The organism is Mycobacterium sp. (genome assembly GCF_049585075.1).
GTDB lineage: Bacteria > Actinomycetota > Actinomycetes > Mycobacteriales > Mycobacteriaceae > Mycobacterium.
Map to the genome: position 1 here is coordinate 1 of NZ_JBAUZA010000435.1, position 21,406 is coordinate 21,406.

A 21,406-nucleotide genomic window follows, 5' to 3' on the forward strand; every position below is an offset into this window, starting at 1 on the left:
TGCTTAGCGAGTCCGACCGACGGAATTACCACCGCGCCGGCATCTTTCAGCTTGCCGATCAAATCTTGCTTAGGTGCCAACGCAAATGACGCGACCTTGACGCCTTCGCGGATCATCAGATCCACCCGGTCGGCTGCGTCGCCTGCGTCAGCGCGGATGTTGACACCGAAGGGCTTGTCGGTGGCCGCCTTGACCTTCCCGATCGCGGCGGCCAGTTCGTCGAGGGTCATGGTGGCCGAGGCCAAGATGCCCAGTCCACCTGCGTTGGCGGTCGCCGAAACCAGCCGTGCGCCGGCCACCCATCCCATTCCGGTTTGCACCACCGGGTGCTCGATACCGACCAGCTCGGTGAGTGACGTGCGCAGTCTCATCAACGTATCTCTCGGTCGCGCAATGCTTTAGGATCAACAACCTCGCGAATCAGGCGCAGTTCGTCGTCGGTGGGCAGCCTCGTCTCTGCCGCCTCGTCGAGACCGTGCACATCGAATGAGGTGGCCTCCCGGACATCGTCGGCCGAAACGCCCGGGTGCAGCGACAGCGCTCGCATCGTGTGGTTCGGCCCGCCGAAGTCGAACACCCCGAGATTCGACACCACTCGGTATGTGTTGGCAAAACGGAACGCCGGGTTTTCGGTGTCCACCTTGTCCCAGCCGATACCGCAGACTATGTCGACGGCATCGCAGAACACCCGCTTGGAATGGTTGCCGACCCAGTAGCTGGTCGCGTGGTTGATGGCGTTACCCGGTGCGCCGCGGAGGCCGAACATCTGCCGGGTCGGGTGCTGCAGCGGCCCGAACGCCGAGATATTCTGATTGCCATGGCGGTCAACCTGATTGGCGCCCATCACGACATGGCGCCGTCCCCAGGCCAGCGTCTCGAACACCCGGCCGAACGGCATCCAGCCCTCGACCGCTCCCGCTGCGCCCAGCGCGGGCGTGTCAGCCAGCAGCTGCGCCTCACCGTCGGTCAACAGGATGTCGGGGGAGAAGGTCAGCCGCGCGAGCCGCGCGCCGACAGAGGCCATATTGGCCATCGGGCTGACCATGATTTCGCCTGCGTCTCTGAACAACTCGGCGCAGGCCACCGCGCAGACTTCGGCTCGGGTGGCACTCACTTTGATGCCTCCTCGGTGAACTTGCGCACGGCCGCCTGGTATTCAGCTTCGTCACCCGACAGATAGGTCTGCACGAACTTCTGCCAGCCCTCCTCGGTGGATGCCGCCTCGGCATAGTGGCGTTGCAACTTCTCGTCTCGGCCGTAATCCGGTGCTGCCGTTGTGAAATGCGCGCCGCCGGGTGCTTCCACTACGGCGTCGACCATCATCCGGTTCACCAACAAGGCTTGTGGCGGCACCGCTTTGACCAGTTCCTCGGTCGAGACGACGCGCTCGACCGACAGGTAGCGCTTGTCGGCGGCCATCAAGAACAGATCGTCGAAGTACGGATCGATGCCGGTGTAGGCGGCATTGCCTTGGGCGTCACCGAGATTGAGGTGCACAAAGGCGGCGTCCAGGCGCAGCGCAGGCATCGCGATCAGTGTTTCGTGTCCGCCGTCCTGTGCCGGGTAAGGACTGGTCACCGTCTGCAATTCGCCTTCCCAGAAGTCCGGGACCGAGCTGCCGAGCCCTGCGCGGATCGGCAGGAACGGCAGCCGCTGTACCGCTGCCTGTAGCCCGCAGCGCAGCATGCCTTCGTCCATCTCCCTGGCCTCGACGGATCCGCTGGTGCGCGCCTTGGCAAACCACGGGTCATAGAACGGTGGCGAGTCCAGTGATACGAAGCCGTAGTAGACCCGCTTCACCTTGCCCGCCGAGCACAACAGCCCCAAATCCGGCCCGCCGTAGGTGACCACGGTCAAGTCTTTGATGTCAGTGCGCAGCATTGCCCGCACGAACGCCATCGGTTTGCGCCGCGACCCCCAGCCGCCGACGCCGATGGTCATCCCGCTGCGCAGTTGCGCGACGGCCTCGTCCAGAGTGGTGCGTTTGTCGCTCACGACTTCTTGCCCTTCGCCGTACCGGCGAACGAGTCGCGGTGCTCGTCGGAGACCCCGGAGAGATTGAGCTCGAAGGTAAAGCCTTGCTCCATACGGTAACTGGAGTTGACGCGCTGCACGTCGATCAGATTCAGCGCCTCCTTGGCCGCACGGATCACCCGGGTGTCCTTGGCGGCGATGTCGCGCGCCACCCGCAGCGCGGCTTCGTCGAGTTCCTCGCGCGGCACCACCTCATGCACCGAGCCGAAGTGATGCAAGGTAGCGGCGTCCACGGTTGCCGCGGTGAAGAACAGCCGTCGCATCAGGTGCTGTGGCACCAACCGGGACAGGTGGGTGGCCGCACCCAGCGCGCCGCGTTCGACCTCGGGCAGCCCGAAGGTTGCATCCTCGGAGGCCACGATTACGTCGGCGTTGCCTACCAGGCCGATGCCGCCGCCGACGCAAAAGCCATTGACGGCGGCGATCACCGGCACCGCGCATTCGTAGACCGCTCGGAAGGCGGCAAAACAGCCGCGGTTGGCGTCAATCAGCGCGGTGAATCCTTCGGTGCGCTGCATCTCCTTGATGTCCACACCGGCATTGAAGCCGCGACCCTCGGCGCGCAAAATCACCGCGTGCGTGTCCGGGTTGGCGCCGGCGGCGGTGAGCGCATCGGCGAGTTCGAACCAGCCCTGCGAGGGGATGGCGTTGACGGGCGGAAAGTCGACGGTGACCGCGACGATCCCCGGTTCGACGGTGCGGGATGTGATTGTCATCGAGATCCTCGGCCACTTCCTGGGGGACGATTTACCTAAGCAAGCACTTGCTTGGTACGCTAGCACAGTGACCGACGCCGAAGGAGCCCCCGCGATCAGCCTGGGCCTCGCCGGCCGGGTCATTCTGGTGACCGGCGGCGTTCGGGGGGTCGGCGCCGGCATCAGCTCAGTCTTCGCCGGACAGGGCGCGACCGTGGTGACCTGCGCCCGCCGCGAGGTCGAGGGCCTGCCCTACGAGTTCCACTCCTGCGACGTCCGCGACGACGACGCCGTGAAGGCGATGATCGATGCGATCGTCGACCGGCACGGCCGCCTCGACGTCGTCGTCAACAACGCCGGCGGATCACCATACGTTCTGACCGCTGATTCCAGCGCGAAGTTCAACCGGAAGATCATCGAGCTCAATCTGATTGGTGCGCTCTCGGTTTCCCAGCATGCCAACGAGAAGATGCAAAACCAGGAACACGGCGGCTCTATCGTCAGCATCTGCAGTCTCAGCGGTCGACGGCCATCCCCGGGCACCGGCGCATACGGCGCGGCCAAGGCCGGCCTGGAAAGCCTCACTCAGACATTGGCCGTGGAGTGGGGTCCGAAAGTCCGCGTGAATGCCTGCGTGGTCGGCATGGTCGAAACCGAACAATCGGAGCTGTTTTACGGCGATGCCGAATCGATCGCGGCGATCTCGAAGAATGTGCCGCTCGGTCGGCTGGCCACACCAGCCGATGTCGGTTGGGCCGCAGCATTTCTGGCCTCGGATGCGGCGTCCTACATCAGCGGTGCCTCATTAGAAGTGCACGGGGGCGGCGAGCCGCCGCATTATCTGGCCACAACCACTGCGAGCGCGATCAAGTAGAGGATTCGAGGAGGATGGGTAGCTAGTGGGAATAGTTGACGGTCGTGTCGTCATCGTCACCGGCGCGGGCGGCGGTATCGGGCGCGCGCATGCGTTAGCCTTCGCCGCCGAGGGCGCCCGCGTCGTGGTCAACGACATCGGGGTGGGCTTGGACGGATCGCCCGCCAGCGGCGGCAGCGCTGCACAATCCGTGGTCGACGAGATCACCGCTGCCGGAGGCGAAGCCGTCGCCAACGGCTCTAACATTGCCGACTGGGACCAGGCGGCAGCTCTGGTAAAGACCGCCGTCGACACGTTCGGTGGTCTGGATGTCCTGGTGAACAACGCCGGCATCGTGCGCGACCGGATGATGGCCAACACCAGCGAGGAGGAGTTCGACGCCGTCATCGCCGTGCACCTCAAGGGCCACTTCGCTGCGATGCGGCACGCCGCGTCGTATTGGCGGGGGCTGTCGAAAGAGGGCAAAACTGTTGACGCACGGATCATCAACACCAGTTCCGGTGCAGGCCTGCAGGGCAGCGTCGGGCAAGGTAACTACAGTGCCGCCAAGGCCGGCATCGCGGCTCTGACCCTCGTCGGCGCCGCCGAAATGGGTCGGTATGGCGTCACCGTCAACGCGATCGCGCCGTCGGCCCGCACCCGGATGACCGAGACCGTCTTCGCTGAGATGATGGCAACGCAGGACGACGCTTTCGATTCCATGGCGCCGGAGAACATCTCGCCACTGGTCGTCTGGTTGGGTAGCGCTGAATCCCGCGATGTCACCGGGAAAGTGTTCGAGGTTGAGGGCGGCAAGATCCGCGTCGCCGAAGGCTGGGCGCACGGCCCTCAGATCGACAACGGCGCTAAATGGGATCCGGCGGAATTGGGCTCGGTAGTCAGCGAGCTACTCGCCAAGTCTCGGCCTGCAGTGCCGGTGTACGGCGCCTAACACAGCATCCGTCCTAGGCCGAGTGTGCACTTCGACTGGGAGCGGCTGACCGACAGTGTGCATCGTTGTCGGCTGCCATTCCTCGACGTGACAGTCGGTTTGGTGCAGGGCCACACCGGAACATTGCTGATCGACACCGGCAGCACGCTGACCGAAGCTGCCGCGATCGACGCCGACGTGCGTCAAATTGCCGGACGTCGTGTGACACACGTGGTGTTGACTCACAAGCATTTCGACCATGTGCTGGGTTCCTCGGTGTTCGCTGATGCCGAAACCTACTGTGCGCCTGAGGTCGTCGAGTATCTCTCGTCAGCTACTGACCATCTTCGCGACGATGCGCTGCGCTACGGTGTCGACGCAGGCGAGCTAGACCGCGCGATCACGGCACTGCGGCCGCCCCAACACGCGGTCGCCAATGCTGTCGTCGATCTCGGGAACTTTCACGTGACGATCGCTTACCTGGGTCGCGGCCACACCACTTCCGACCTAGTCGTGGTGGTGCCCGGCGATGACGGCGACCGGGTGGTGATCTTCACTGGTGATCTGGTCGAGGAATCCGGCGACCCGGCGATTGATGCCGATTCCGATGTGGCAGCCTGGCCCACCACGCTCGAGCGCTTACTTGCCCTCGGCGGGCCCGACGCCATCTACGTTCCGGGTCATGGTGCTGTCGTCGGCGCGGATTTTGTCCGCCAGCAACGGGATTGGCTCAGATAGCACCGGTCACAGCCCGGCGAAGGCGTCACCCACCAGCGCGCCGGCGGCAGCCGGCGTCGCGCCGGTGAAGGCGCCGAGGATGTCATCGAACACAGCGACCGGGAATTGCGCGAGCGCGCTGTCGACTTGGTTGATGCCAGTCTGCAGTGCAGTCTCAATCGTCGCCGAATTGCCGGTCAGGAGAGCCTGATAGATGTCGTAGCCGGCGAACTGCGGCGCCTCGATCACGTTACGGAAGTCCACGAACAGCTCGGTCGGCAGGTCGGGATTCTGTGGGACCGGCACGCCGTCGTAGCTGACCAAGGTCCAGCCGTCTTGCGGATCGCCCTGGATCACCACTTCGCCCCCATTCGGCAGGAACTGACCCTTTTCGAGCAACTCGGTGAGGATGAGTGAAAAATCGGGGTTCTTGACGTTCATCAGTGCCCAGGTGGTGATCGAGCCTTCGCTGGACACGGCGATGTCGGTCGGGTTGGCGCCGGCGTTAGCAGTTTGGTCGTATATCGCGTCAACCGCTTCGGTATAGCGTTGGTCGAACGCGACGCCGTTAACGTCGGGAGAGCCCGGCATCGGCACGAGGTCTGCGCCGAATACCCACGCTATCGGTGTCGTCAGGTAGAGCAGGCCATCGAGGCTGTATATCGGTTGGCCTTCGTAAATGCCGGCATTGATTTCGTCGAGCCCGGCCATCGGCGGCTGCACGGGCATGTTGTCCAGCGCAGCCGAGATGTAGCCTGCGGTTTCAATCGCCCTGAGCTCTTCCGATGACAAGAGCTCAGCGTAGGAACCCTGATTGGCGAGGGCTAGTTGCTCGCCGATGGTCGTCGCCTGTGTGATTCCCTCGGGAGTGAGACCCGTTCCAGGGGGGACCGTGTCGATGATGCCCGCCGCGTTGTCGATCGATTGGCCGTGCCGGATGAAGTCGATCGTGATGTCCGCCGCATCGGCCCACGCGACGGCCGGCGCGATAAAGAGCAAGCCCGTCGAAATGAGCCCGACCGCAACGTAACGGCGTCGATGTTGGCGTAAACCAGGCATAGTTCCCCCTCCGCGTCGGAGCGTCTCAGCGGCGAGGTTAAGTTACCGTAATTCCCGGCCATTTTTGGGAGATTGCAAGGCAATCTATGCCGGTTCGCACACGACCAATGGGATGACCCGGTTGGTGGCCTCCCGGTACCCGCGGTAGGGCGGATAGATACGCATTAGCCGCGGCCAGTAGTGGTTCCGTTCCTCGTCGGTCGCGTCGCGGGCAGTCAGATGTAGCCGCTCGGCACGGATCTGCACTTCGACCGCCGAGTTCTCCTTGAGGTTCAGATACCAGGTCGGGTTCTCGGCGCGACCGCCGAACGACGCCGGCAAGATCACCCGGTCGCCGTCGCGCAGATACAACGTGGGAGTGGTCCGCGGCTCACCCGACTTGCGGCCGGTCGTAGTCAGAAGAGCAGATGGAAACCACAACAACCGGGCGCCGAGTCGACCATTAGTACGGCGGTAGACCCAGATGTGAACGCGGGCAAAGTATTTGAGCAAGAGAGCAAGGAACCGCGAATTGCGGATCCATTGCCGCTGCGTCACGTCAGCGTGCGGGGTCGCAGACGACGATCGGGATGGTCCGGTCGGTCCAGGATTGGTAGTCCTCGTAGGACGGATACATCTTGACCAGCTGCGGCCAATACTTGGCGCGCTCCTCGTCGGTGGCGTCGCGTGCGGTGAGTTCCAGGACCTCTTTTTTGATCTGGACAGAAACCTTGGGGTCGGCCTTGAGGTTGAGATACCACATCGGGTTTTTCGCCGAACCGCCCTTCGAGGCGGCCACGATGACCCGGTCGCCGTCACGCATGAAATACAACGGGCTGACGCGCGGCTGACCGGACTTACGTCCGGTTGTGGTCAGCAGCGCGACCGGAATGTTCTGAAACGTGCCGCCGAGCCCCTCCCCGCCGCCGCGGCGGTACATGAAGGTGTTCAGGCGGGACATCCACTTGATGAAGAAGTCGGTGAACGGCGAATTCAGAAATCGCGGTGCTGATTTCGAGGGCATGGCACTGATCCTAAGCGCGCTGGATGAACGGGCGGAGCTGAGCCCGGATGTGGTGGATCTTGCCGTCGTCGGCAGGAATGAGAAACGTCTCGTCGACGTGCGCGCACACCCGCCGCCCGGCGAGCGACGGTTTGGTGATCACGTCGAACTGCGCTCGCACCCGGTCCCCATCGACACTGAAGTCCGGCGGTGTAGTCGCAACGATGATCCGGAACTGCGGCCCGCGATTCAGGCTGCGCCGCAGGTGGTTTCCGGACAACCCGGTCTTGACGCCCTGTTCGATCCGAACGCAGTCCGGCGCGAACGGGACTTTGTCGGCGTTGTGGCTGACCAGTGCGTCGATATAGGACTGGGCCGCGGCGACGCGGTCGTCGTCGGAAACCTGAGCCACTAGATGCGCTCGATGATTGTGCCCGTCGACAGCGCGCCGCCGGCGCACATGGTGATCAGCGCGGTGTTCTGGTCGGTGCGCTCCAACTCGTGCAGCGCGGTGGTGATCAGCCGGCTGCCGGTGCAGCCCACCGGATGACCCAACGCGATCGCGCCGCCGTTGACGTTGACCCGATCCAGGTCGGCGTTGTGCACCCGCGCCCAAGACAGCACGACCGACGCGAACGCCTCATTGATTTCGGTGATGTCGATGTCGCCCATCTTCATGCCGGCCTTCTCGAGCACCTTCGCCGTGGACTGCACCGGGCCGTCCAGGTGGTAATAGGGCTCGGCACCAACCAGTGCCTGGCTGACGATGCGCGCCCGCGGGCGCAGGCCCAGCGCCTTGGCCTTATCCTCGTCCATCCACAACACCGCTGCCGCGCCGTCGGAGATCTGCGACGACGTGCCCGCGGTGTGGATGCCGCCGTCAATCACCGGCTTGAGCTGGCTCAATCCCTCCAGCGTGGTGTCCCGCAGACCCTGATCGCGGCTCACCATATGCCGCTCGCTGGTCGGCTGCTTCTGCTCGTCGAGCACTGGCGCCTCGATCGGTGAGATCTCCCGGTCGAAGCGGCCCTCGTCCCAGGCCCGCTTGGCGTGGAGTTGGGAGGCCAAGCCGAAGGCGTCGATGTCCTCGCGAGTGATGCCGCGACGCTTGGCGATGCGCTCGGCGGCGGTGAACTGGTCGGGCAGATCGATGTCCCAGGACTCGGCACGCCAATTGCGGTCGGGACCTGCGTTGGCGCCCAGCCCGACCCGGCTCATCGCCTCAACCCCGCAGGCAATGCCGATATCGATGGCGCCGGTTGCGATCAGCCCGGCGATCAGATGGTTGGCCTGCTGCCCGCTACCGCACTGGCAGTCGACGGTCGTGGCGCCCACCTGCTCGGGCAAACCCACGGTCAGCCACGACGTGCGGGTGATGTTGTTGGACTGCTCCGCGAACTGCGTCACGCAGCCGCCGATGAGCTGCTCGACGTCGCCGGCATCGATGCCAGCCTTCTCCACAAGCGCTTTCTGAACCGAGCCCAGCAGCTCGGTGGCGTGCAGCCCGGACAACCATCCGGCGCGTTTGCCGATGGGGCTGCGAGTGGCTTCAACTATTACCGGGTTACCCATGACGTCAGGCTAGAACACGTTTCATTACCCTGACAAGCGGCGATGCTCTGACGCCTTTTGGTCTGCGGTGAAGGCATGTTTTACTGGCACTAGAACACGTTGCATTGAGGAGCGCACTGATGCCCGTCCCCAACATACCCACAGGGTTCGACTTCACCGACCCCGACATCTATACCGAGCGGCTGCCGATGGAGGAGTTCGCCGAGGCGCGCAAGTCCGCGCCGATCTGTTGGATCGAGCAGCCGCCCGGCGAGGGCGGCGGATTCAACGACGGCGGCTACTGGGCCATCACCAAACTCGACGACGTCAAAGAAATCTCGCGGCGCAGCGACGTCTTCTCCAGCTACGAGAACTGCGTAATCCCGCGGTTCAACAACGACATCGCCCGCGAGGACATCGAGCTGCAGCGGTTCGTCATGCTCAACATGGACGCACCGCACCACACCCGGTTGCGCAAGATCATCTCCCGCGGCTTCACGCCGCGCGCCATCGGAGGCCTGCGCGACGAGCTCAACGAACGCGCCCAGAACATCGCGCAGGCCGCCGCAGCCGCCGGCTCGGGCGACTTCGTCGAGCAGCTGTCGTGTGAGCTGCCGCTGCAGGCCATCGCGGGTCTGCTCGGCGTCCCTCAGGAAGACCGCGACAAGCTCTTCCGCTGGTCCAACGAGATGACCGGCAACGACGATCCTGAGTACGCCGACATCGATCCCAAGGCGTCGTCGTTCGAGGTGCTCAACTACGCGATGCAGATGGCCGCGGTGAAAGCCGAGAACCCCGGCGACGACATCGTGACCACGCTGATCAACGCCGACATCGACGGTGAAAAGCTCTCCGATGACGAGTTCGGCTTCTTTGTGATGATGCTTGCCGTGGCCGGCAACGAGACCACCCGTAACTCGATCACCCAGGGCATGATGGCCTTCGCCGATCACCCCGACCAGTGGGAGCTCTTCAAGAAAGAGCGCCCGGAGACAGCCGCCGACGAGATTGTTCGGTGGGCGACCCCGGTCACCTGCTTCCAGCGCACGGCGCTGGAGGACTACGAATTGTCGGGTGTGCAGATCAAGAAGGGCCAGCGGGTGGTGATGTTCTACCGGTCGGCCAATTTCGACGAAGACGTCTTCGAGGACCCATACACGTTCAACATCCTGCGCGATCCCAACCCGCATGTCGGCTTCGGCGGAACGGGTGCGCACTACTGCATCGGCGCCAACCTGGCGAAGATGACGATCAACCTGATTTTCAACGCGGTGGCCGACAATATGCCTGACCTCAAACCGATCTCGAAACCCGAGCGATTGCGTTCGGGGTGGCTCAACGGCATCAAACGCTGGCAGGTCGACTACACCGGCAAATGCCCGGTCGAGCACTGATGGACTTCACTCCGGACCCGGCGCAGCAGGCCGTCGCCGACGTCGTCACGTCGGTATTGGACAGGGATAACAGCTGGGAAGCGTTGGTAGCGGGCGGCGTAACCGCGCTGCCGGCCCCCGAGCGCCTGGGCGGCGACGGCGTCGGACTGCCCGAGATCGCGACGGCGCTGACCGAGATCGGTCGCCACGGCCTGGTCGGTCCGGCGTTGACGACGCTCGGGTTCGGAGCCGTTCTGCTGCTGGATTTGGCGTCCGACGAGCAGCAGGATCGGTACCTCGCCGGCCTGGCCAAGGGCTCGCTGCTGACCGCGGCGCTCAATGAACCCGGCACGGCGCTGCCCGAAAGGCCGGCGACGACCTTCGTACATAGTCGACTGTCCGGCACGAAAGTCGGTGTCGGGTATGCCGAAAATGCAGAGTGGATGATCGTCACCGCCGACAGCGCCGTTGTCGTGGTGTCACCGAAGGCCGAGGGCGTGCAAGTGGCGAAGACGCCGACGTCCAACGGATCCGACGAGTACGTCGTCACGTTCACCGATGTCGCGGTCGGCGATCAGGACGTGCTGGTCGGTGCTACGACTCAGCGGGCGAACCAGTTGGCGCTGGCGGGGATCGGTGCCTATGCCGCCGGTCTGGTCGCCGGCGCATTGCGGTTGACGGCCGACTATGTCGCGAACCGGCACCAATTCGGTAAGCCACTGTCCACCTTCCAGACCGTTGCGGCTCAGCTCGCCGAGGTCTACATCGCTTCGCGGACCATCGATTTGGCGTCGACATCCGTGGTCTGGCGACTGTCCGAAGGTCGGGACGCAAGTGATGATCTTGACGTCCTGGGCTACTGGATCAGCTCGCAGGCGCCGCCGGTGATGCAGATCTGCCACCACCTGCATGGCGGGATGGGCATGGACGTCACCTATCCGATGCACCGGTACTACTCCACGATCAAAGACCTGACCCGGCTGTTGGGCGGGCCATCGCATCGCCTCGATCTGGTGGGAGCGCAATGTTCATCGAACTGACGCCGGAGCAGCGACAGCTGCAAGCCGAGCTACGGCAATACTTTTCGAATCTGATCTCGTCTGACGAGATGAAGGCGATGGAGCAGGATCGCCACAACGCCGCTTACCGCGCGGTGATCCGCCGGATGGGTCAAGACCGCAAGCTCGGCGTCGGCTGGCCGAAAGAGTTCGGCGGCCTGGGGTTCGGTCCGATCGAGCAGCAGATCTTCGTCAACGAGGCCCATCGCGCCGACGTGCCGTTGCCCGCCGTGACGTTGCAGACGGTGGGGCCGACCCTACAGGTGTTCGGCAGCGAGATGCAGAAGAAGAAGTTCCTGCCGGCGATCCTGGCCGGCGAGGTGCACTTCGCGATCGGCTACACCGAGCCGGAGGCGGGAACCGACCTGGCGTCGTTGCGCACCACGGCCGTGCGCCACGGCGACGAGTACATCGTCAACGGGCAGAAAATCTTCACCACCGGCGCGCACGACGCCGACTACATCTGGCTGGCATGCCGCACCGATCCGGAAGCCGTTAAACACAAAGGCATTTCGATTCTGATCGTCGACACCAAGGATCCCGGCTACTCCTGGACACCGATCATCCTTTCCGACGGCGCCCACCACACCAACGCCACGTACTACAACGACGTGCGCGTGCCGGCCGACATGCTGGTCGGTGAGGAGAACGGCGGCTGGCGGTTGATCACCACGCAGCTCAACAACGAGCGGGTAATGCTGGGTCCAGCGGGTCGTACCGCGGGCATTTATGACCGGCTGCACGCCTGGGCGTCCAAGCCGGGCGGTGACGGGGTCACGCCCATCGACCACCAGGACGTCAAGCGCGCGCTCGGTGAAATCTATGCCATGTGGCGGATCAACGAGCTGCTCAACTGGCAGGTGGCGGCCGCGGGCGAGGAGATCAACGTGGCCGACGCCGCCTCGACGAAAGTATTTGGCACGGAGCGTATTCAGTACATCGGCCGGCTCGCCGAAGAGATCGTCGGCAAATACGGCAACCCCGCGGAGTCGGACACTGCCGAGCTGCTGGACTGGCTCGACTCGCAAACCAAGCGCAACCTGGTCATCACCTTCGGCGGCGGTGTCAACGAAGTGATGCGCGAGATGATCGCGGCGTCGGGCCTCAAAGTTCCCCGGGTTCCGCGATGATCGACATTGCCGAAGCCGTCGCCGAGATCAAGGCGGCTGGCGCTGCCAAACCGCGCGCAGCCCGGGATCCGGTGAACCAGCCGACGATCAACAACTGGGTGGAAGCCCTCGGGGACACCAACCCGATCTACCGCGACGAAGCCGCGGCCCGTGCCGCAGGCCACCCGGGAATTGTGGCCCCCCCGGCCATGATTCAGGTGTGGACGATGTTCGGGCTGGGTGGGGACCGCCCGACCGACGACCCCATGGGCCCGATGATGAAGCTGTTCGACGACGCCGGTTACGTCGGCGTGGTCGCCACCAACTGCGAACAGACCTACCACCGGTATCTGCGGCCCGGCGAGGAGGTCAGCATCGCCTCCGAGATGCGCGACGTCGTCGGCCCCAAGCAGACAGCGCTGGGCGAGGGCTGGTTCATCAACCAGCACATCACCTGGCGCGTCGGCGATGAGGATGTCGCCGAGATGGAGTGGCGGATCCTCAAATTCAAGCCGCGCGAGTCGCAGAGCGGTGAGGCTGTCCCTGCGGATCTGGACGCCGACGCCATGATGCGGCCGGCGGTATCGCGGGACACCGCATTCTTCTGGGAGGGCGTCAAGGCGCACGAGTTGCGGATCCAGCGGCTGCAGGACGGTAGCCTGCAGCACCCGCCGGTGCCGGCTATCTGGCAGGACAAAGCTAAGCCGGTCGAGTTCGTGGTAGCCAGCGGCAAAGGGACGGTGTTCAGCTTTGTGGTGCACCACGCTCCGAAGGTGCCTGGCCGCACACTGCCGTTCGTGATCGCACTCGTCGAGCTGGAGGAGGGAGTGCGGATGCTCGGTGAGCTGCGCGACGTCGACCCTGCTGAAGTGAAGATCGGAATGCCGGTTCGGGCAACCTATATCGACTTTCCAGCCGGTGAGAGCGGGCCGGAGTGGTCACTATACGCGTGGGAGCCTGACGCATGAGCGCACCGACAATAGAGGTCGGCACGAAATTGCCTGAGCTGTCGTTGTATGGCGACCCCACGTTCATCATCTCGACTGCGCTGGCCACCAGGGACTTTCAAGACGTGCACCACGACCGCGACTTGGCACAAGCCAAGGGATCTAAGGACATCTTCGTCAACATCCTCACCGACACCGGCCTAGTGCAGCGGTACATCACCGACTGGGCCGGGCCGTCGGCGTTGATCAAGTCGATTGGGCTGCGGCTGGGTGTGCCGTGGTACGCCTATGACACGGTGACATTCTCCGGTGAAGTCACCGCGGTGGATGGTGGCTTGATCACGGTAAAAGTCGTGGGCAGCAACAGCCTTGGCGATCACGTTATCGCCACGACCACGCTCACGATTGAGGATTCTTGATGTCACCGGGTTTGCTCAGTGGGCGAGCCGCCATCGCCGGCATCGGCGCGACCGACTTCTCCAAGGACTCCGGTCGCAGCGAGCTGCGGCTGGCTGCCGAGGCCGTTTTGGACGCCCTCGACGACGCCGGCCTCACGCCTGCCGATGTCGACGGGCTGACCACATTCACGATGGACAGCAACACCGAAGTCGCCGTCGCGCGTGCGGCCGGCATCGGTGAGCTGAAGTTCTTCTCGAAGATCCACTACGGCGGCGGCGCGGCGTGCGCGACCGTCCAGCAGGCGGCGATGGCCGTCGCGACCGGCGTGGCCGATGTGGTGGTGGCGTACCGGGCCTTCAACGAGCGGTCTGGCATGCGGTTCGGCCAGGTGCAGACTCGGTTAGTGGGAGATGCCGGCGCCCAAGCCGATTCGACTGCAGCGGACAATTCGTTTTCGTATCCGCATGGGCTTTCCACGCCCGCGGCGCAGGTGGCGATGATCGCGCAGCGGTATATGCACATGTCCGGCGCGACCAGTCGGGACTTCGGCGCCATCTCGGTGGCTGACCGCAAGCATGCCGCCAAGAACCCGAAGGCCTACTTCTACGAGAAGCCGATAACCATTGAGGACCATCAGAATTCGCGGTGGATCGCCGAGCCGTTACGTCTGCTGGATTGCTGCCAGGAGACCGATGGCGCGGTGGCGATCGTGGTGACGTCGGCCGAGCGCGCCAAGGATCTCAAGCACCGGCCCGCCGTCATCGAGGCGGCGGCCCAAGGTTCGAGCCCCGACCAGTACACGATGGTCAGCTACTACCGGCCCGAACTTGGCCTGCCCGAGATGGGATTGGTGGGCCAGCAGCTGTGGCAGCAGTCCGGGTTGTCGCCCGCCGATATCCAGACGGCGGTGCTCTACGACCACTTCACCCCCTTCACGCTGATCCAGTTGGAGGAGTTGGGATTCTGCGGCAAAGGTGAAGCCAAGGATTTCATCGCCGACGGTGCCGTCGAGGTGGGCGGTCGGCTGCCCATCAACACCCATGGCGGCCAACTCGGTGAGGCCTACATCCACGGCATGAACGGCATCGCGGAGGGAGTGCGCCAACTACGCGGTACGTCGGTCAACCCGGTTCCCGATGTCGAGCACGTGCTGGTTACCGCAGGCACCGGCGTGCCGACATCCGGCCTGATCCTCGGCTGAGTCAACTGGTGCTCGAGCGTGAAGCTAGCTTCACGCTGGGCGCCCAACGTGAAGCTAGCCTCACGCTCGTCGATTGAAGTGACGCCCGGGGTAGCGCGTGCGATCCTGCGGGTTATGAGCGACCCATTCATCGGGAGCGAGGCCATCGCTCAGGGGGCATTGACCAAGAGTCAGCTGTGCACTCGCTATACGCGTCTCTTCCGTGATGTGTACGTCGAACAAGACGCCGAGGTGACGCCCGCTCTGCGTGCGAAAGCAGGGTGGCTGTGGGCTAGGCGTGACGGGGTAGTCGCGGGATTATCTGCTGCGGCATTGCACGGTAGCAAATGGGTCGACAACACAATCGCGGTCGAATTGATTCACGACAATAGACATCGTCTGCCGGGAATTCAGACGCGTGGAGACCGCCTCGAAGATGACGAGGTTGATACTGTCGCCGGCATTCCAGTCACCTCGCCGGCCAGGACAGCACTGGACATCGGTTGTTGGTACCCAACCGTGGCGGCCGTTGCCGCTATCGACGCATTGGCGCGTGTGACCGACATCAAACCGGCTGATGTCGAGATGCTGGCCCAGAGGTACACGGGACGCCGGGGCATTGCTCGCGCACGTCAAGCGGTCCGTCTGTTCGATGCCGGTGCGCAATCTCCGAAAGAGTCGTGGCTACGAGTTGTCCTAGTGCAGGCGGGCTTACCGCGGCCGCAGACACAGATTCCGGTACTCAACGAATTCGGCGACGCGATCGCATATCTCGATATGGGTTGGGAGGACGTGAAAGTCGCAGTCGAATACGACGGCGAACAACACCGAAGTGATCGCCTGCAATACACCTGGGACGTCCGGAGGTTGGAGATGCTCGAGCGTCTTGGATGGATTGTCGTACGAGTGCTGGCGGGAGACCGGCCTGCAGAGATCGTGAGGCGCGTCCGCGCGGCGTTGGCCCGTCGAGCGTGAAGGTGGCTTCACGGTCGTTGTCGAATGTGAAGCCAGCTTCACTCTCGACGTACGCAACAGCAGCGTTAGGCGGGGACCAGCTCCACGCCACTGAGCACAACCGCGTCTTCACGCGAAGGCGCGCTTACGTTGGCCAGCAGTCTGCCGTCTTCCTTCCAGACGGCGGCCTTCAGCGTCTCGCCGGGGTAGGCCACGCCCGTGAAGCGGGCGCCGTAGGACGCGACGGCGGCGACATCGGCGTCGAGTAATGCGTCGACGAGGGCCTTGCACGTCATGCCGTAGGTGCACAAGCCATGCAGGATGGGCCGCGGAAACCCTGCGGCAGCGGCAAATTCGGGATCGGAGTGCAGCGGGTTGCGATCGCCGCAGAGCCGATACAGCAGCGCCTGCTGCGGCGATACCACGATGTCGAGTTCGAGATCCGGCGACCGGTCGGGTGCGCTCGCAGCAGTGGACGCTCCGCGCTCGCCGCCGAACCCGCCTTCGCCGCGGGCGAAGATCGACCGCCGCTGAGTCCATAGCAGCGTGCCGTCTGGCGCCGTCGCTCGCGTCTCGGACCAGATAACCGCGGCCTTGCCCTTGTCCCAGATGTCAGTGAACCGGGTGATGGCTTTCGCGGAGCCGGACGGCGGCAACGGCGCCGGCGCGGTCACCTGCTCACTGGCGTGCAAAACCTTGCTCAGCTCGATGTCGATGCCGGGAAACTGTACGGTCGGCGGCTTTGTGGCGTGAAAGGTGGCGGCGACGTTGCCGAATGTCGGCAATACCTGCGGGGTGTCGTCGACCAAATAGCGCAGCTCACGCGGATCCATCGGGTCGGCGCCGGCGCCCAATCCCAGGTGGTAGAGCTGCACATCGCTGCTGCTCCACGAGAATTCGATCGGATCGAGCTCGGCGGCCAGTGCGACGTCCGGATCAATAGGCATGTCTAGGACCGTCCTGCTGGCGATTGAGAAATGTGCAGAGCTGCCAAGTAGCCGAAGGTCATCGCGGGGCCGATGGTGCCGCCCGGGCCGGGATAGGTATGTCCCATCACCGGTGAACTCACATTGCCTGCCGCGTACAAGCCTTCGATAATGCTGCCGTCGTCGCGCAGCGCACGGCCGTGTTTGTCGGTGCGGATGCCACCCTTGGTGCCCAGATCGCCGGGCACCATCTTCGCGGCGTAATACGGCGGATTGCTGATCTCACCGAGGTTGGGGTTCGGCTTGTTGGTCGGGTCGCCGTAGTACCTGTCGTAGGCGCTCTCGCCGCGGTGGTAGTCGGTGTCGACGCCTGAGCGGGCAAAGCCGTTGAAGCGTTCGACCGTCGCCTTGAATTCGTCGACCGGTAGGCCGGCCTTGCTGGCCAGCTCCTCGAGCGTGTCGGCCTGGACGATCACGCCGGATTCCAGCCATTTGCGCGGAATACGTTGTCCTGGCTGCAATCCGGCGAAGATGTAGCGGTTGCGGTACTGCTGGTCGAATACCAGCCACGCGGGGATGTGTTCCCCGGGACCCGGACCTTGCCCGTACTCGCCGCCGTACATGTGGTGGCAGGCCTCGACGTAGGGCATGGATTCATTCATAAATCGCTGGCCGGACATGTTGACGATGATGGAGCCGGGCGAGTTGCGCTCCGACAACGCAAACCACGGCGCGCCCACCAGCGGGACCGTCGGCCCCCACCAAGCGTCTTCCATGATCTCCAGTGCCGCGCCCAGCTTTTCGGCGGCGAGGATGCCTTCGCCGGTGTTGGCCTTGGCTCCGACTGTCCACTCGGTGGTGATCGGTGCGCGCTGATATTTGACCCGCATCTGCTCGTTGTGTTCGAATCCCCCGCTACCGAGGATCACGCCCTTTCGGGCTCGAATGAGTTGTGGCTCACCGGATTCAGGTGCTTCGGTGTTGCGCACGTAGACGCCGCGGACCACCCCGTCTTCGACGTAGAGGTCGGTCAAGGCGGTGTTGAGCTCTACCGGGACGCCGGCCTCGCGCAGGCCGATTCGAAGTGGCGCGATGAGCGCACGTCCCATCCCGACAAGGTTCTTGCCCGTCGCTTTGGCCCACATCGTCCGCGCGCCAACCTTGAGGCTGCGCAGCACGCCTCTCGGATGCCGCTTGAGCTGGTTCAGTCGCACGTAATCCTGTTGCATCACAACGACGTTGAGCGGAACTTTGCCGTATGCGGGCTCCAGCCCGGGCAGGTCGGGGCCGAGTTTGTTGGCGTTGAACGGCTTCGGCTCGATGGACCGGCCGCCTGGGCGGCCGCCGGCGGCCTCGGGGTAGTAGTCGGAGTACGCGGGCACCCAACACATCTTCAGCGGCGTGTGCTTCAGCACGAACGACAGCATTTCGGGCCCACGTTCGAGGTAGGTGTCGATGCGTTCGGGCTCGACAACATCGCCGATGATCCCGTGCAGGTATGTGCGGGCCGCTTCGGCGGTGTCCTTGACGCCGTCGCGCTTGAGTACCTCGTTGTTGGGAATCCACACGCCGCCGCCCGAGCGTGCCGTTGAGCCGCCGTAGTGGGCAGCCTTTTCGATGACTATCGTCGATAGACCCCGGTGGGCGGCCGCAAGGGCAGCAACCATGCCGGCGCCGCCGCTCCCGACCACGACGACGTCGAACTCCTGAGCTGTCATGTAGAACACGTTATAGAATTGCCGGGGCCGGGCGCTACTGCCCCGGTCACACGAACGAGGGGACTTCGGTAATGATCCCGCTAGCCACCCGTGATTTGCTGGCCGCCGATCTGGCGCAGGCTGAGCGCAGCCGCCAGCCGATCGCCCCGTTGACGGCCGAACAGCCCGAGATCGACGTCGTCGATGCCTACGAGATCCAGCTGATCAACATCCGCCAGCGGGTCGCCGAGGGCGCCCGGGTGGTGGGGCACAAAGTGGGCCTCTCGTCGTTGGCGATGCAACAGATGATGGGGGTCGACGAGCCGGACTACGGACATCTGCTCGACGAGATGCAGGTGTTCGAAGACACCCCGGTCAAGGCGGACCGATACCTCTACCCGCGGGTAGAGGTCGAGGTCGGTTTTGTCCTGGCGCATGACCTGCCGGGCGCCAATTGCACCGAGGACGACGTCCTGGCGGCCACTGAAGCGCTGGTGCCCTCCATCGAGCTGATCGACACACGGATCACCGACTGGAAGATCGCGCTATGCGACACCATCGCCGACAACGCCTCCTCGGCGGGTTTTGTGCTGGGCGCGGGACGGGCGGGGCCGACCGACATCGATATCACCGCGATCGAGGCAGTGCTGACCCGCAATGACGAGGTGGTGGCCAAAGGCCGCAGCGACGCGGTGCTGGGCAATCCGGCGACCGCGGTGGCGTGGTTGTCCCGCAAAGTGGAAAGCTTCGGAGTACGGCTGCGAAAAGGTGACATCGTGTTACCGGGTTCGTGCACCCGGGCCATCGACGCCCGGCCCGGCGACAACTTCGTCGCCGAATTCGCCGGCCTCGGGTCCGTCCGGCTGTCTTTCGAGTAAAAGGAGCATCCATGCCGTCCAAGGCAACTGTTGCCATTGTCGGGTCGGGCAATATCAGCACCGACCTGCTGTACAAACTTCGGCGCTCGGAGTGGCTCGAACCGCGCTGGATGGTGGGGATCGACCCCGAAAGCGAAGGGCTGGCACGCGCTCGCAAGCTGGGCCTGGAGACCACCCACGAGGGGGTCGACTGGCTGCTCGCCCAGCCCGAGAAACCCGATCTGGTGTTCGAGGCGACCAGCGCCTACGTGCACCGGGACGCGGCGCCGAAATACGCCGAAGCGGGGATCCGGGCCATCGACCTGACGCCGGCCGCTGTCGGCCCGGCCGTGATCCCGCCGGCGAACCTCCGTGAGCACCTCGACGCCCCTAACGTCAACATGATCACCTGCGGCGGCCAGGCAACCATCCCGATCGTGTACGCCGTTTCCAGAGTCGTGGACGTGCCCTACGCCGAGATCGTCGCGTCGGTGGCTTCGGTGTCCGCGGGTCCCGGGACCCGCGCGAATATCGACGAGTTCACCAAGACCACCAGCAAGGGTGTGGAAACCATCGGCGGCGCCACACGCGGCAAGGCGATCATCATCCTCAACCCGGCCGACCCGCCGATGATCATGCGTGACACCATCTTCTGCGCAATCCCGGAGGACGCCGACCGCGACGCGATCGCCAAGTCCATCCACGATGTCGTGGCCGAGGTGCAGACCTACGTGCCGGGATACCGGATGCTCAACGAGCCGCAGTTCGACGAGCCGTCGATGCACTCCGGTGGGCAGGCCTTGGTCACCACGTTCGTCGAGGTCGAGGGCGCCGGCGATTACCTGCCCCCATATGCGGGCAATCTCGACATCATGACCGCCGCGGCCACCAAGGTCGGCGAGGAAATCGCGAAGGAAGCCCTATCCGCGACGGCGGGAGGAGCACAGGCATGAGCACCCGCGAGATTTTCTTCAACCCGATCTGGGACGTCCGGATGACCGACACGTCGCTGCGCGACGGCTCGCACCACAAGCGTCACCAGTTCACCAAGGACGAGGTCGGCGCGATCGTGGCCGCCCTGGACGCCGCGGGCGTGCCGGTGATCGAGGTGACTCACGGCGACGGGCTGGGCGGCTCGAGCTTCAATTACGGGTTCTCCAAGACGCCCGAGCAGGAGCTGATCAAGCTGGCCGCCGAGACGGCCAAAGAGGCCAAGATCGCCTTCTTGATGCTGCCCGGGGTGGGCACCAAGGAGGACATCAAGGAGGCCCAGAACAACGGCGGGTCGATCTGCCGGATCGCCACCCACTGCACCGAGGCCGATGTGTCGATCCAGCACTTTGGGCTGGCCCGCGAGCTGGGACTGGAAACCGTCGGGTTCCTGATGATGGCGCACACGATCCCGCCGGAGAAGCTGGCCGCGCAGGCTCGCATCATGGCCGACGCCGGGTGCCAGTGCGTCTATGTTGTCGACTCGGCCGGAGCGCTGGTTCTCGAAGGAGTGCGCGACCGGGTGGCGGCGCTGGTCGCCGAACTGGGCGACGACGCCCAGGTCGGTTTCCACGGTCACGAAAACCTCGGCCTCGGGGTGGCCAACTCGGTGGAGGCGGTACGCGCGGGCGCCAAGCAGATCGACGGCAGCGTGCGGCGCTTCGGTGCAGGTGCGGGTAACGCCCCGGTCGAGGCGCTGATCGGGGTGTTCGACAAGATCGGCGTCAAGACAGGCATCGACTTCTTCGACATCGCCGACGCCGCCGAAGACGTCGTGCGTCCGGCCATGCCCGCCGAATGCCTGCTGGACCGCAATGCGCTGGTCATGGGGTATTCCGGGGTGTACTCGAGCTTCCTCAAGCATGCCGTTCGCCAGGGTGAGCGCTACGGGGTTCCGGCCCACGAGCTGTTGCACCGGGCCGGCCAGCGCAAGCTGATCGGCGGCCAGGAAGACCAGCTCATCGACATCGCGTTGGAGATCAAACGGGAGCAGGCCAGCGGCCAGCAAGCCGTCACACATTAGCCTCATAGCTCCAGCACAGGCTGCGGTAACGCTGTCGCGCGTACTCTCGATTAGCAGATCGAAGTACTGC

General features: G+C 64.4%; 23 protein-coding genes and 1 pseudogene. 13 read left to right on the plus strand and 11 right to left on the minus strand.

The features are described 5' to 3' along the window. The 4 genes and pseudogenes from ipdC to echA20 all read right to left on the minus strand — a co-directional run. A pseudogene (ipdC, locus tag WB785_RS20470) lies at positions 1 to 371 on the minus strand ((3aS,4S,5R,7aS)-5-hydroxy-7a-methyl-1-oxo-octahydro-1H-indene-4-carboxyl-CoA dehydrogenase); the annotation flags it as partial. Then, on the minus strand, positions 371 to 1,114 hold the full coding sequence (gene ipdB / locus WB785_RS20475; protein WP_424081264.1) for a cholesterol ring-cleaving hydrolase subunit IpdB: 744 nt from the start codon (positions 1,112 to 1,114) through the stop codon (positions 371 to 373). The pseudogene ipdC and the gene ipdB, both read right to left, overlap by 1 nt. Then, positions 1,111 to 1,995 carry a cholesterol ring-cleaving hydrolase subunit IpdA gene (gene ipdA / locus WB785_RS20480; protein WP_424081265.1) on the minus strand — a complete coding sequence of 295 codons (885 nt, stop codon included), beginning with the start codon at positions 1,993 to 1,995 and terminating at the stop codon, positions 1,111 to 1,113. Before ipdA ends, ipdB begins: the two co-directional genes overlap by 4 nt. Continuing rightward, complete coding sequence (gene echA20, locus WB785_RS20485; protein WP_424081267.1) at positions 1,992 to 2,750, minus strand: (7aS)-7a-methyl-1,5-dioxo-2,3,5,6,7,7a-hexahydro-1H-indene-carboxyl-CoA hydrolase; 759 nt, start codon at positions 2,748 to 2,750, stop codon at positions 1,992 to 1,994. Before echA20 ends, ipdA begins: the two co-directional genes overlap by 4 nt. A 67-nt stretch (positions 2,751 to 2,817) precedes the next feature. Here echA20 and WB785_RS20490 point away from each other — a divergent pair, with 67 nt between their 5' ends. Genes WB785_RS20490 through WB785_RS20500 form a run of 3 tightly spaced genes read left to right on the plus strand, consistent with a single transcriptional unit; the run spans position 2,818 to position 5,251 of the window. Then, complete coding sequence (locus WB785_RS20490) at positions 2,818 to 3,603, plus strand: SDR family oxidoreductase (RefSeq protein WP_424081269.1); 786 nt, start codon at positions 2,818 to 2,820, stop codon at positions 3,601 to 3,603. Positions 3,604 to 3,628: 25 nt separating this feature from the next. Beyond that, positions 3,629 to 4,534 (plus strand): SDR family oxidoreductase, encoded by a 906-nt coding sequence (locus WB785_RS20495; RefSeq protein WP_424081271.1) that lies wholly within the window; start codon positions 3,629 to 3,631, stop codon positions 4,532 to 4,534. Positions 4,535 to 4,558: 24 nt separating this feature from the next. After that, positions 4,559 to 5,251 (plus strand): MBL fold metallo-hydrolase, encoded by a 693-nt coding sequence (locus tag WB785_RS20500; protein ID WP_424081273.1) that lies wholly within the window; start codon positions 4,559 to 4,561, stop codon positions 5,249 to 5,251. 6 nt (positions 5,252 to 5,257) lie between these two features. Here the strand turns inward: WB785_RS20500 and WB785_RS20505 are convergent, their stop codons facing one another. The 5 genes from WB785_RS20505 to WB785_RS20525 all read right to left on the minus strand — a co-directional run bounded on the left by WB785_RS20505 (position 5,258) and on the right by WB785_RS20525 (position 8,843). Beyond that, positions 5,258 to 6,289 carry a phosphoglycerate mutase family protein gene (locus tag WB785_RS20505; RefSeq protein WP_424081275.1) on the minus strand — a complete coding sequence of 344 codons (1,032 nt, stop codon included), beginning with the start codon at positions 6,287 to 6,289 and terminating at the stop codon, positions 5,258 to 5,260. Between the two features lie 84 nt (positions 6,290 to 6,373). Continuing rightward, positions 6,374 to 6,826, minus strand: coding sequence for a nitroreductase family deazaflavin-dependent oxidoreductase (locus WB785_RS20510; RefSeq protein WP_424081276.1), 453 nt, complete (start codon positions 6,824 to 6,826; stop codon positions 6,374 to 6,376). Position 6,827: 1 nt separating this feature from the next. Further along, complete coding sequence (locus tag WB785_RS20515; protein WP_424081277.1) at positions 6,828 to 7,292, minus strand: nitroreductase family deazaflavin-dependent oxidoreductase; 465 nt, start codon at positions 7,290 to 7,292, stop codon at positions 6,828 to 6,830. 10 nt (positions 7,293 to 7,302) lie between these two features. Then, positions 7,303 to 7,683 (minus strand): nuclear transport factor 2 family protein, encoded by a 381-nt coding sequence (locus WB785_RS20520; RefSeq protein WP_424081279.1) that lies wholly within the window; start codon positions 7,681 to 7,683, stop codon positions 7,303 to 7,305. Then, on the minus strand, positions 7,683 to 8,843 hold the full coding sequence (locus tag WB785_RS20525) for a steroid 3-ketoacyl-CoA thiolase (protein ID WP_424081281.1): 1,161 nt from the start codon (positions 8,841 to 8,843) through the stop codon (positions 7,683 to 7,685). The genes WB785_RS20520 and WB785_RS20525 overlap by 1 nt, the downstream gene beginning before the upstream one ends. A gap of 119 nt (positions 8,844 to 8,962) precedes the next feature. Between WB785_RS20525 and WB785_RS20530 the strand changes: the two genes are divergently transcribed. From WB785_RS20530 to WB785_RS20560, 7 genes are all read left to right on the plus strand, one after another. After that, positions 8,963 to 10,216 (plus strand): cytochrome P450, encoded by a 1,254-nt coding sequence (locus WB785_RS20530; RefSeq protein WP_424081283.1) that lies wholly within the window; start codon positions 8,963 to 8,965, stop codon positions 10,214 to 10,216. Further along, positions 10,216 to 11,235 (plus strand): acyl-CoA dehydrogenase family protein, encoded by a 1,020-nt coding sequence (locus WB785_RS20535; protein WP_424081285.1) that lies wholly within the window; start codon positions 10,216 to 10,218, stop codon positions 11,233 to 11,235. The genes WB785_RS20530 and WB785_RS20535 overlap by 1 nt, the downstream gene beginning before the upstream one ends. Next, positions 11,220 to 12,383, plus strand: a complete 1,164-nt coding sequence (gene fadE29, locus WB785_RS20540) for an acyl-CoA dehydrogenase FadE29 (protein WP_424081287.1) — start codon at positions 11,220 to 11,222, stop codon at positions 12,381 to 12,383. Before WB785_RS20535 ends, fadE29 begins: the two co-directional genes overlap by 16 nt. Further along, positions 12,380 to 13,330: a bifunctional MaoC family dehydratase N-terminal/OB-fold nucleic acid binding domain-containing protein gene (locus tag WB785_RS20545; RefSeq protein ID WP_424081289.1), complete on the plus strand. Its 951-nt coding sequence runs from the start codon at positions 12,380 to 12,382 to the stop codon at positions 13,328 to 13,330. The genes fadE29 and WB785_RS20545 overlap by 4 nt, the downstream gene beginning before the upstream one ends. Then, a complete protein-coding gene (locus tag WB785_RS20550) occupies positions 13,327 to 13,728 on the plus strand; it encodes a MaoC family dehydratase (protein WP_424081291.1) in 402 nt (133 codons plus the stop codon). The genes WB785_RS20545 and WB785_RS20550 overlap by 4 nt, the downstream gene beginning before the upstream one ends. Positions 13,729 to 13,739: 11 nt before the next feature. Then, positions 13,740 to 14,909, plus strand: a complete 1,170-nt coding sequence (locus tag WB785_RS20555; protein ID WP_424081341.1) for a lipid-transfer protein — start codon at positions 13,740 to 13,742, stop codon at positions 14,907 to 14,909. A 114-nt stretch (positions 14,910 to 15,023) separates the two neighbouring features. Beyond that, positions 15,024 to 15,863: a DUF559 domain-containing protein gene (locus WB785_RS20560; protein WP_424081293.1), complete on the plus strand. Its 840-nt coding sequence runs from the start codon at positions 15,024 to 15,026 to the stop codon at positions 15,861 to 15,863. A gap of 65 nt (positions 15,864 to 15,928) precedes the next feature. On the opposite strand, the gene WB785_RS20565 is transcribed toward WB785_RS20560, so the two are convergent. Together WB785_RS20565 and kstD are read right to left on the minus strand one after the other, a co-directional pair. Next, positions 15,929 to 16,789 carry a MaoC/PaaZ C-terminal domain-containing protein gene (locus WB785_RS20565; RefSeq protein ID WP_424081295.1) on the minus strand — a complete coding sequence of 287 codons (861 nt, stop codon included), beginning with the start codon at positions 16,787 to 16,789 and terminating at the stop codon, positions 15,929 to 15,931. A 2-nt stretch (positions 16,790 to 16,791) separates the two neighbouring features. Next, the gene (gene kstD / locus WB785_RS20570) at positions 16,792 to 18,486 is read right to left on the minus strand and encodes a 3-oxosteroid 1-dehydrogenase (RefSeq protein WP_424081297.1); all 1,695 of its coding nucleotides are present in this window, start codon (positions 18,484 to 18,486) and stop codon (positions 16,792 to 16,794) included. Between the two features lie 71 nt (positions 18,487 to 18,557). Here kstD and WB785_RS20575 point away from each other — a divergent pair, with 71 nt between their 5' ends. The 3 genes from WB785_RS20575 to dmpG are packed head-to-tail and all read left to right on the plus strand — an operon-like array spanning position 18,558 to position 21,336. Further along, positions 18,558 to 19,343: a 2-keto-4-pentenoate hydratase gene (locus WB785_RS20575; protein WP_424081299.1), complete on the plus strand. Its 786-nt coding sequence runs from the start codon at positions 18,558 to 18,560 to the stop codon at positions 19,341 to 19,343. Between the two features lie 11 nt (positions 19,344 to 19,354). Further along, a complete protein-coding gene (locus WB785_RS20580) occupies positions 19,355 to 20,275 on the plus strand; it encodes an acetaldehyde dehydrogenase (acetylating) (protein ID WP_424081301.1) in 921 nt (306 codons plus the stop codon). Next, positions 20,272 to 21,336, plus strand: coding sequence for a 4-hydroxy-2-oxovalerate aldolase (gene dmpG / locus WB785_RS20585; RefSeq protein WP_424081303.1), 1,065 nt, complete (start codon positions 20,272 to 20,274; stop codon positions 21,334 to 21,336). The genes WB785_RS20580 and dmpG overlap by 4 nt, the downstream gene beginning before the upstream one ends. Positions 21,337 to 21,406 lie beyond the last annotated feature (70 nt).

Coding starts and splice junctions, on each gene's coding strand:
- echA20 (WP_424081267.1), bottom strand. CDS start 2,750: ATGACAATCACATCCCGCACCGTCGAACCGGGGATCGTCGCGGTCACC.
- WB785_RS20505 (WP_424081275.1), bottom strand. CDS start 6,289: ATGCCTGGTTTACGCCAACATCGACGCCGTTACGTTGCGGTCGGGCTC.
- WB785_RS20515 (WP_424081277.1), bottom strand. CDS start 7,292: ATGCCCTCGAAATCAGCACCGCGATTTCTGAATTCGCCGTTCACCGAC.
- WB785_RS20525 (WP_424081281.1), bottom strand. CDS start 8,843: ATGGGTAACCCGGTAATAGTTGAAGCCACTCGCAGCCCCATCGGCAAA.
- WB785_RS20530 (WP_424081283.1), top strand. CDS start 8,963: ATGCCCGTCCCCAACATACCCACAGGGTTCGACTTCACCGACCCCGAC.
- WB785_RS20535 (WP_424081285.1), top strand. CDS start 10,216: ATGGACTTCACTCCGGACCCGGCGCAGCAGGCCGTCGCCGACGTCGTC.
- fadE29 (WP_424081287.1), top strand. CDS start 11,220: ATGTTCATCGAACTGACGCCGGAGCAGCGACAGCTGCAAGCCGAGCTA.
- WB785_RS20545 (WP_424081289.1), top strand. CDS start 12,380: ATGATCGACATTGCCGAAGCCGTCGCCGAGATCAAGGCGGCTGGCGCT.
- WB785_RS20550 (WP_424081291.1), top strand. CDS start 13,327: ATGAGCGCACCGACAATAGAGGTCGGCACGAAATTGCCTGAGCTGTCG.
- WB785_RS20560 (WP_424081293.1), top strand. CDS start 15,024: ATGAGCGACCCATTCATCGGGAGCGAGGCCATCGCTCAGGGGGCATTG.
- WB785_RS20565 (WP_424081295.1), bottom strand. CDS start 16,789: ATGCCTATTGATCCGGACGTCGCACTGGCCGCCGAGCTCGATCCGATC.
- kstD (WP_424081297.1), bottom strand. CDS start 18,486: ATGACAGCTCAGGAGTTCGACGTCGTCGTGGTCGGGAGCGGCGGCGCC.
- WB785_RS20575 (WP_424081299.1), top strand. CDS start 18,558: ATGATCCCGCTAGCCACCCGTGATTTGCTGGCCGCCGATCTGGCGCAG.
- WB785_RS20580 (WP_424081301.1), top strand. CDS start 19,355: ATGCCGTCCAAGGCAACTGTTGCCATTGTCGGGTCGGGCAATATCAGC.
- dmpG (WP_424081303.1), top strand. CDS start 20,272: ATGAGCACCCGCGAGATTTTCTTCAACCCGATCTGGGACGTCCGGATG.